The sequence below is a fragment of the Stenotrophomonas sp. 2YAF22 genome (assembly GCF_052114665.1).
In the GTDB taxonomy this organism is placed as follows: Bacteria; Pseudomonadota; Gammaproteobacteria; order Xanthomonadales; family Xanthomonadaceae; genus Stenotrophomonas; species Stenotrophomonas indicatrix.
The window spans coordinates 1-7,986 of the sequence record NZ_JBFRFE010000140.1 but is presented as its reverse complement, the minus strand read 5'-3'; the positions used below and the strand labels follow the sequence as shown (position 1 = coordinate 7,986).

10 protein-coding genes are annotated in these 7,986 nt (G+C 67.9%); 8 read left to right on the top strand and 2 right to left on the bottom strand.

Going from position 1 to position 7,986, the window contains the following annotated elements; translation table 11 throughout:
• Positions 1-262: 262 nt before the first annotated feature.
• Positions 263-1,243, top strand: coding sequence for an MBL fold metallo-hydrolase (locus AB4Y84_RS07850; protein WP_442244391.1), 981 nt, complete (start codon positions 263-265; stop codon positions 1,241-1,243).
• Positions 1,244-1,307: 64 nt separating this feature from the next.
• Here the strand turns inward: AB4Y84_RS07850 and yihA are convergent, their stop codons facing one another.
• Positions 1,308-1,910: a ribosome biogenesis GTP-binding protein YihA/YsxC gene (gene yihA / locus AB4Y84_RS07845; RefSeq protein WP_230111274.1), complete on the bottom strand. Its 603-nt coding sequence runs from the start codon at positions 1,908-1,910 to the stop codon at positions 1,308-1,310.
• Positions 1,911-2,065: 155 nt separating this feature from the next.
• Between yihA and AB4Y84_RS07840 the strand changes: the two genes are divergently transcribed.
• The 4 genes from AB4Y84_RS07840 to AB4Y84_RS07825 all read left to right on the top strand — a co-directional run bounded on the left by AB4Y84_RS07840 (position 2,066) and on the right by AB4Y84_RS07825 (position 5,332).
• Positions 2,066-2,863, top strand: a complete 798-nt coding sequence (locus tag AB4Y84_RS07840) for a c-type cytochrome (protein ID WP_025878663.1) — start codon at positions 2,066-2,068, stop codon at positions 2,861-2,863.
• 106 nt (positions 2,864-2,969) lie between these two features.
• Positions 2,970-3,620 (top strand): thiol:disulfide interchange protein DsbA/DsbL, encoded by a 651-nt coding sequence (locus AB4Y84_RS07835; protein WP_442244392.1) that lies wholly within the window; start codon positions 2,970-2,972, stop codon positions 3,618-3,620.
• A gap of 106 nt (positions 3,621-3,726) precedes the next feature.
• On the top strand, positions 3,727-4,542 hold the full coding sequence (locus AB4Y84_RS07830) for a thiol:disulfide interchange protein DsbA/DsbL (RefSeq protein WP_442244393.1): 816 nt from the start codon (positions 3,727-3,729) through the stop codon (positions 4,540-4,542).
• A 22-nt stretch (positions 4,543-4,564) separates the two neighbouring features.
• Positions 4,565-5,332 (top strand): endonuclease/exonuclease/phosphatase family protein, encoded by a 768-nt coding sequence (locus AB4Y84_RS07825; protein WP_442249959.1) that lies wholly within the window; start codon positions 4,565-4,567, stop codon positions 5,330-5,332.
• Positions 5,333-5,445: 113 nt separating this feature from the next.
• Here the strand turns inward: AB4Y84_RS07825 and AB4Y84_RS07820 are convergent, their stop codons facing one another.
• Positions 5,446-6,321: an EamA family transporter gene (locus AB4Y84_RS07820; protein ID WP_312785983.1), complete on the bottom strand. Its 876-nt coding sequence runs from the start codon at positions 6,319-6,321 to the stop codon at positions 5,446-5,448.
• 72 nt (positions 6,322-6,393) lie between these two features.
• On the opposite strand from AB4Y84_RS07820, the gene AB4Y84_RS07815 reads away from it, so the two are divergent.
• The 3 genes from AB4Y84_RS07815 to AB4Y84_RS07805 form a co-directional block, all read left to right on the top strand.
• Complete coding sequence (locus AB4Y84_RS07815; protein ID WP_442244394.1) at positions 6,394-6,867, top strand: Lrp/AsnC family transcriptional regulator; 474 nt, start codon at positions 6,394-6,396, stop codon at positions 6,865-6,867.
• A gap of 43 nt (positions 6,868-6,910) precedes the next feature.
• Positions 6,911-7,465, top strand: a complete 555-nt coding sequence (locus AB4Y84_RS07810; protein WP_442244395.1) for a M23 family metallopeptidase — start codon at positions 6,911-6,913, stop codon at positions 7,463-7,465.
• 109 nt (positions 7,466-7,574) lie between these two features.
• Positions 7,575-7,986: hypothetical protein (locus AB4Y84_RS07805; RefSeq protein ID WP_442249958.1), on the top strand; the 412-nt coding region annotated here is incomplete at its 3' end.

Sequence of the window (7,986 nt, the reverse complement as noted above, 5' to 3'; positions counted from 1 at the left end):
CCGCGGCATGGATGCCGCGGCCAAGCCCCCATGGATGGGTTTACGGCGTCCCCCGCAACCGGACCCACCCGCCATCCCACAGGAAACCAGCTCCTGCTGTTGCTTCGGCCGTTGCCGTTGCTGTTGCCTCTGCGGGTGCAGGGCGCAGCCCTGCCGATACCCCCATTGAGCATTCCGCGCAGTGCTTTGAGCGCCGCACGCACGCGCAACACGGCACGCTGTACGCAACGGGCCTGCCCATCACTCACCGAGAAGAACCGCCATGACCCTGCGTCATCTGCCATTGCACGCCGCCCTGCTGCTGGCCCTGTCCTCCCTGCCGTTGGCCGCGCTGGCCGAGGCCACCTCGCCCGCCCCCACCCAGCAGGTGCCGGGCGTGCAACACCAGCGCATCGGTGCGCTGCAGGTCACGGCCCTGTTCGACGGCGTGGTTGCGCTCGGCCGGCAGGAAGTGGTCGACGTGCCGCCAACGCTGGTCAGCCGCCTGCTTGAAGGCCGCTATGTGCCCGAAGACAAGAAGGGCCTGCAGACCGCGATCAACGCCTTCCTGGTGCGCCAGGGCAAGCACCTGACCCTGGTCGATGCCGGCACCGCGCAGTGCTTCGGCCCTGACCAGGGCCAGGTGCTGGGCAACCTGCGTGCGGCAGGCGTGGACCCGGCCGAGATCGATGAGGTGCTGCTGACCCATGCCCATCCCGATCATCTGTGCGGGATCCTCGACGCACAGGGCAAGCAGGCCTATCCGAATGCGACGGTGTGGCTGTCCAAGGCCGATGCCCGCTACTGGCTCGACCCGGCCAGCGAAGCCACGGCACCGCAGGGCGTGCGCTTTGCCTTCGCGCTGGCACGCAACGCGATCGCGCCGTACCAGGCCGCCGGTCGCCTGCACACCTTCCAGCCTGGGGACGCCCTGCCGGGGCACGCGGTGGCGATGGATACCCACGGCCACACGCCGGGGCATGTGTCCTACCGTTTCGACAGCCAGGGCCAGTCACTGCTGGTGTGGGGCGATGTGCTGCATTTCCATGCAGTGCAGTTCGCACACCCGGAAGCGGCATTCGAGGCGGATTCGGATCGCAAGGCGGCTACGGCCAGCCGTCGCAGCCTGTTGCAGGAAGCCAGCGCCAACGGCTGGTGGGTGGCGGGTGCGCACCTGCCGTTCCCCGGGCTGGGTCACGTTCGCAGCGAAGGCAAGGCGTATGCGTGGGTGCCGGCGGAGTTCTCGCCGTTGCCGAAGGAGTGAGGGCGGCCGCAGGGACGGTGAGGTTGCCGGCCAGCGGCCGGCACTACCGTCATGGCGACGGGGCTTATTCCAGCCCCAGCCAGCCGCCGATGATGCCGCGGGCTTCCTCGACGCCGGTACGGGCGGCGCCGGAGAACACCTGCACGCTCACCGTATCGCCGAACGACGAATGCAGTTCCTTGCGTACCTTCTGCAGGGTCTGCATCTGCTGGCTGCGGCTCAGCTTGTCGGCCTTGGTCAGCAGCGCATGCGCCGGCAGGCCTCGCTGCACGGCGTAGGCCAGCATCTGCCGGTCGTAGTCCTTCAGCGGATGGCGGATGTCCATCACCACCACCAGCCCCTTCAAGGCCTCGCGGGTGCGGAAGTAGCGGTCGATGAAGGCCTGCCAGTGCGCCTGCAGGTCCAACGGCACCTTGGCGTAGCCGTAACCGGGCAGATCGACCAAGTGGGCGTCCGGGGTAACCTGGAAGAACACCAGCTGCTGGGTCCGGCCAGGCGTCTTGGAGACCCGGGCCAGGCTGTTCTGGCGGGTCAGCGCGTTGAGCGCGCTCGACTTGCCGGCGTTGGAGCGACCTGCAAAGGCCACTTCAGAACCTTCATCGGGCGGCAGCTGCCCCATGTTGTGGGCAGAGAGGTGGTATTGGGCGCGTTCGATGAGCAATGACATGCGCATAGGATCGCATGTTGCGGCGCCGCGCGCCCGGCCCGGGGCCTTCCAGCGGGAAAATGCTGCACTGCTGCGTTGACCGTGCAAGGAAACGGCGTTGATAATCCGGGCGATGCCGGCCGCCGCCGCCCGGCCGGTCCATACGGAGCTTCAGCATGCGCCACGCTCGCGTTCTTGCCGTATCCGCCCTTGCTACTGCCGTTGTTGCCGCTGCTGCCTTTGCGCAGACCACGCTGACCCCGCTGCCCGACAACGGCCCGATCAAGACCGCCTCGCTCGAGGTGGATTTCAGCAAGACCACCTGGGGCGATGCCAAGGCCGGCCAGACCAAGGCCACCGCGTGTGCCGCCTGCCATGGTGCCGATGGCAATTCCACGGTGGAGATGTATCCCAGCATCGCCGGCCAGAGCGAGCGCTACGTCGCCCAGCAGATGGCCCTGATCGCCAATGGCCAGCGCAGTTCCGGCGCCGCCGTGGCGATGGTGCCCTTCGTGCAGAACCTCACCCCGCAGGACATGCGCGATATCGGCGCGTTCTTCGCCACGCAGAAGGCCAACGCCGGCATCGCCGACGACACGCCGGTGGCCGAAGGCCCGTACAAGGGCATGAAGTTCTACCAGATCGGCCAGCAGCTTTACCGCGGCGGCGACGCCCAGCGCGGGCTGCCGGCCTGCATGGCCTGTCACGGCCCCAGCGGCGCCGGCAACCCCGGCCCGGCCTACCCGCACATCGGCGGCCAGCACGCCAGCTATGTCGCCCGGCGCCTGCAGGAGTACCAGGCCGGACAGACCAACGAGACCGACAAGGCGCACTTCCAGATCATGGCCACGGTGGCGCAGAAGCTGACCGAGCAGGAGGTGCAGGCCCTTTCCAGCTACCTGCAGGGCCTGCACAACAAAGCCGACGATCTCGCCGCCGAGGGCGCTTCGACGCGACCGGCTGCCGCCCCCTGACCGCCACTGGTCGGCGCCGGTCGCCACGACGGCCCGTCGCTGCGGTATGTTTCCTTCACGCCGGCGGCTGCGCCGGCGTTGTCATTTTCAACGGAGATGCGTGTCGATGAGGTTGATTCCCCGCCTTCTGCTGTCCCTGCTGGTGCTGCTGCCGTTGGCGGCCTGCGCCGCCACCCCCGCCAACGCCCCGCTGGTCGAAGGCAAAGACTACGAGCGCATCGCCCAGCCTGGCCCGTTCCAGCCGCTGGCCGGCAAGATCGAGGTGGTCGAGGTGTTCGGCTACACCTGCCCGCACTGCGCCCATTTCGAACCGCAGCTGGCCGCCTGGGCCGCCAAGCTGCCGGCCGACGTGCGCTTCACCCCGGTTCCGGCCGCCTTCGGCGGTGCCTGGGATGCCTGGGCACTGGCCTACTACGCCGCCGACGAAGTGGGCGTGGCCAAGCGCAGCCACGCCGCCGTCTTCAAGGCCCTGCACGATGAGGGCACGCTGCCGATGCAGAACGTCTCGGCCGATGAGCTCGCCAGCTTCTACAAGGCCTACGGCGTGACCCCGGAGCGCTACACGCAGGCCTTGCGCGGCGAGGCGGTACAGAAGAAGGTCGATGCCGCCCGTGCCTTCGCCCAGCGCACCCAGGTGCCGGGCACCCCGGCCATCATCATCAACGGCCAGTACCTGGTCCGTGGCAAGAGCTTCGACGACCAGCTGCGCATCGCCTCGGCGCTGATCGCCCAGGCCCGCGCCGCCCGCGGCCGCTGAACCAACACACACCATCGACACGGCGCTGTCGCCGCCGCATGTCATCATTTCCCTCTGGCCGGCGCCTGTCGCCGGCCCCACCTTTCCAGATGCTGGAGACGTTTCCATGAAGACCCGTTTCGCCGCCCTCGCCCTCGCAGCGCTGCTGCCGATCCTGGCGGCCTGCAAGGCCGACGATGGCACCGCCAACACCGCCGCCCCGGCAGAACCGTCGGCAACCCCGGCCAGCACCGAACCGGCCGCACCGGCCGCAGGCAACGAAGCCGCTGCTCCGGCTGCCGAAGGTGACACGACCGCTGCCAGCGCCGCGCCTGCCCCGACCACCGCCGCGCTGACCGGCCCGGCCCCGGTGGAAGGCGCCGACTACCAGCTGATCCCGAACGGCCAGCCGTTCCAGCCGGCGGCCGGCAAGGTCGAAGTGGTCGAGATCTTCGGTTACGTCTGCCCGGCCTGCGCGGCATTCCAGCCGCTGGTCAGCCCGTGGAAGGCCGGCCTGCCGAGCGACGTGAACTTCGTCTACGTGCCGGCCATGTTCGGCGGCACCTGGGACAACTACGCCCGTGCCTTCTACGCCGCACAGACCCTGGGCGTACAGGAGAAGACCCACGAAGCGCTGTACTCGGCCATCCACTCGCAGAAGACCCTGAAGGGCGAGCGCGGTGCCGATTCGGTGGATGACATCGCCAAGTTCTACGGTGCCTACGGCGTCGATCCGAAGCAGTTCGCCGCCACCATGGGCAGCTTCGCGGTCAATGCCAAGACCAACTCGGCCAAGCAGTTCGCCCAGCGCAGCCAGATCAGCGGCACACCGTCGATCATCGTCAACGGCAAGTACCTGGTGAAGGGCAAGAGCTTCCCGGACATGCTGCGCATTGCCGACCACCTGATCGCCCGCGAACGCGGTGCGGCCCAGGCTCACTGATCAAAGAGACGTTTTCCCGGCCGTGACTTCCCCCACAACACGGACCCTGCGCTTGCTGACGGCCAACATCCAGGCCGGCTCAAGTACCCGCCGCTACAGCGACTATGTGACCCGCAGCTGGTCACATGCACTGCCGGCGGGTCGCAAGCGCAGCAGCCTTGACGCGATTGYCACTTTGGCGCGCGGTCATGACATCGTCGGCCTGCAGGAGGCCGACCCGGGCAGCCTGCGCTCGGGCTTCACCAACCAGACCCATTACCTGGCCCAACGCGCCGGCTTCAATTACTGGAGCCACCAGCCGAACCGGCGCATGGGTGGCGTCGCCTCCAGCGCCAACGGCCTGCTGAGCAAGCTGGAACCGGTGGAAGTGCAGGACCATGCCCTGCCCGGCCGTATCGGCGGGCGCGGCGTGCTGCTGGCCAAGTTCGGCGACGGTCGCGATGGCTTGGCCGTTGCGGTAGCGCATCTGTCGCTGGGCGCAGGCTCGCGGATGGCCCAGCTTGGTTTCATCGCCGAGCTGTTGTCGGACCACCCCAATGCGGTGCTGATGGGCGACTTCAACTGCCTGGCCGAACGTCCGGAAATGCAGGTGCTGTACCAGAAGACCCGGCTGCAGCCGCCCGGCTGCATCGTGCCGACCTTCCCCAGCTGGCGCCCCGACCGCGCCATCGACCACATCCTGGTCAGCAGTGGTCTGCAGACCCGCACCGTGGAAGCGGTGCCGGCGGCGTTCTCCGACCATCTGGCCCTCGCAATGGCGATCGACGTCCCCGCCGACGCCCTGCGCTGACGCTTCTGGTAGGTGCCAACCTCGGTTGGCACGCTGATCTGGTGGATGCGGACCGTTGCTCCTGTGGGTGCGGACCGTTGGTCCGCACGCTCTCCGCCGGGAATGCCCCGGCACTACCCCGCCTGCGCCACCGGCACCTTCAACCGCCGTGACGTCATCGTGCTGCCCACCGAAGCCAGCACCGTGCAGCCGATGGCCAGCCACTGCAGACCATGCAGGTGCTCGTGCAGCAGCAGCATCGCCCACAGTGCGGCCACCGCCGGTTCCATGCTGATCAGGATGCCGAAGGTCTCTTTGGGCAGGCGCTTGAGCGCCATCATTTCCAGTGACATCGGGATCGCGCTGGACACCAGCGCCACCACCAGCCCGGCCAGCAGGATCTTCGGCTCCAGCAACGCCGCGCCGGCATGCACCACGCCCACTGGCACCACCACCAGCGACGCGGCAAGGAGCCCCAGCGACACCGAATGCCCAGCATGCAGGTGGCCGGCGCGCTTGCCGAACACGATGTACAGGCCCCAGCACGCTGCTGCCCCCATGGCGTACAGCACGCCCACCGGATCCAGTGCCGGGCCGCCGCCGATCGGCAGCAGCAACAGCAGCCCGACCGCTGCGCAACCCACCCACAGGAAATCGATCGGACGCCGCGACGACAGCATCGCCACCGTCAACGGGCCGGTGAATTCGATGGCCACCGCGATGCCGAACGGGATCGTGCGCAAGGCCATGTAGAACAACAGGTTCATCAGGCCCAGGGTGAGGCCGTACCGCAGGATGGTGACCGCATCCACGCGGCTGGTCTTCCAGCGCCATGGCCGCCAGAACAGCAGCAGCAACAGCGCCGAAAAGCCCACGCGCAGCGCGCTGGTGCCCTGCGCGCCGATCAACGGAAACAGCTGCTTGGCGTAGGAGGTACCGATGGCCAGTGCGGTGACCGAGCCGAGCACCGCCAGCGCCGGCAACATCGGCGCGATTCGAGAAGTCTGCATGCCGCCAGTCTATTGCGTCGGCGGCGAGCACTTGGCTCAATTGACGGCCCGTCCGTGCAACTTCTGCTCACCATGGCCACCGCCCCCGTGCTGGACAGCTTCGACCGCGCCATCCTCGCCCTCCTGCAGCAGGACAACACCCTGCCGCAGCGGCAGATCGCCGAAGCCGTGCACCTGTCCACGCCGGCGGTGCAGCGGCGGATCAAGCGCCTGCAGGACAGCGGCGTGATCGCCGCCAATGTGTCGGTGATCGACGCCGCGAAAATCGGCCGGCCGCTGACCATCATCGTCGAGGTGCGCGTGGTCAGCGAGCAGCGCGAAAAGGTCGCCCCGTTCCGCCGTCGCGTGCAGGACGACCCTGCCGTGCAGCAGTGTTACTCGATCACCGGCGACGGCGATTTCCTGCTGCTGCTCTCGGCGGCATCGATGGAGGAATACGAGGCGATCACCGAGCGCTTGTTCGGTGGTGATGACAACATCGAGCGCTTCCGCACGTCGGTAGCGCTGGGCACGTTGAAGCGTGGTTTCGACGTGCCGCTGACATGACGCAGATGCAGTCGAGCGTGTCCTGCTCCTACACTGCCAACGCATGAACACCGCTTCCCCTTCCAATGCCAGACGCCTGCGCCGCTGGTTGCTGCGTGGCGCCATCCTGCTGATCCTGGCCATCGCGGCGATGGCCTTCTGGAACAGCCCGTGGGCCGCCGCACCTAAGATGCTGTGGACGCTCTCGCGCATGCCGCCGGCCACGCAGCTGCCGGTGCCGGTGGAAGGCGTTCGCCCGCGCCAGATCGCCGATACCTTCGGTGCGCCGCGCGGGCGTGACCGCACGCATGCTGGCATCGACATCTTCGGCAAGCGCGGTACGCCGGTGCGCAGCGCCACCCCCGGCGTCATCGCCGACATCCGCGAAAGCGGCCTCGGTGGCCGCCAGGTCTGGGTCATCGGCCCGGGACGCGAGCGCTATTACTACGCGCACCTGGAAGACTGGGCCGATGGCCTGGGGCGCGGACAGGTAGTGCAACCCGGCGACCTGCTCGGCCATGTCGGCGACAGCGGGAACGCCAAGGGCACGCCGCCCCATCTGCATTGGGGCATCTACGGGAAAGACGGGGCTCGCGATCCGCTGCCGCTGCTGCGCTGAGCTGCCTCGCAGAGTCACACGTTGCCGACCGCTGCCAGGCAGTTCTGCAAGGTCGACTCTTCACCTGCATGCCCCCATCATCAACCGCAGTGACAGGGAGAGCACGCCGATGGCCGCACTTGGTCGCACCCCGCTGCTGATCACCATCATGCTGCTGGCCACGGGCTGCAGCACGCTGCAGGCGCCGCGCGAGCCGATATGCGCGCAGATGCTCGCCTTCGCCAACAGCACGCCGGTAGGCGCCAGCCAGTCGATCGAACTGGTTACTGATTGGAACACGTGGAGCAAGGGCTGCACGCACGAGGGCAATCCGGCAGGCAAGCGGTTCTGCGATTGGCTGCTTGCCCATTCCTCCACCGAATTCGCCTCGGCCAACATCCGCAGCGCGATGGCCTGCCTGGACCCCGGCGCCCGCTATGCCGGACCGGTGCGTACCACGCCCGAGTACCTGACCGGCAAGATCCATGTGTCCGACATCCGTGGGCTCGAGCGGAACGTGATGATCACCATCGAATATGCCG

Coding starts and splice junctions, on each gene's coding strand:
- AB4Y84_RS07850 (WP_442244391.1), top strand. CDS start 263: ATGACCCTGCGTCATCTGCCATTGCACGCCGCCCTGCTGCTGGCCCTG.
- yihA (WP_230111274.1), bottom strand. CDS start 1,910: ATGTCATTGCTCATCGAACGCGCCCAATACCACCTCTCTGCCCACAAC.
- AB4Y84_RS07840 (WP_025878663.1), top strand. CDS start 2,066: ATGCGCCACGCTCGCGTTCTTGCCGTATCCGCCCTTGCTACTGCCGTT.
- AB4Y84_RS07835 (WP_442244392.1), top strand. CDS start 2,970: ATGAGGTTGATTCCCCGCCTTCTGCTGTCCCTGCTGGTGCTGCTGCCG.
- AB4Y84_RS07830 (WP_442244393.1), top strand. CDS start 3,727: ATGAAGACCCGTTTCGCCGCCCTCGCCCTCGCAGCGCTGCTGCCGATC.
- AB4Y84_RS07820 (WP_312785983.1), bottom strand. CDS start 6,321: ATGCAGACTTCTCGAATCGCGCCGATGTTGCCGGCGCTGGCGGTGCTC.
- AB4Y84_RS07815 (WP_442244394.1), top strand. CDS start 6,394: ATGGCCACCGCCCCCGTGCTGGACAGCTTCGACCGCGCCATCCTCGCC.
- AB4Y84_RS07810 (WP_442244395.1), top strand. CDS start 6,911: ATGAACACCGCTTCCCCTTCCAATGCCAGACGCCTGCGCCGCTGGTTG.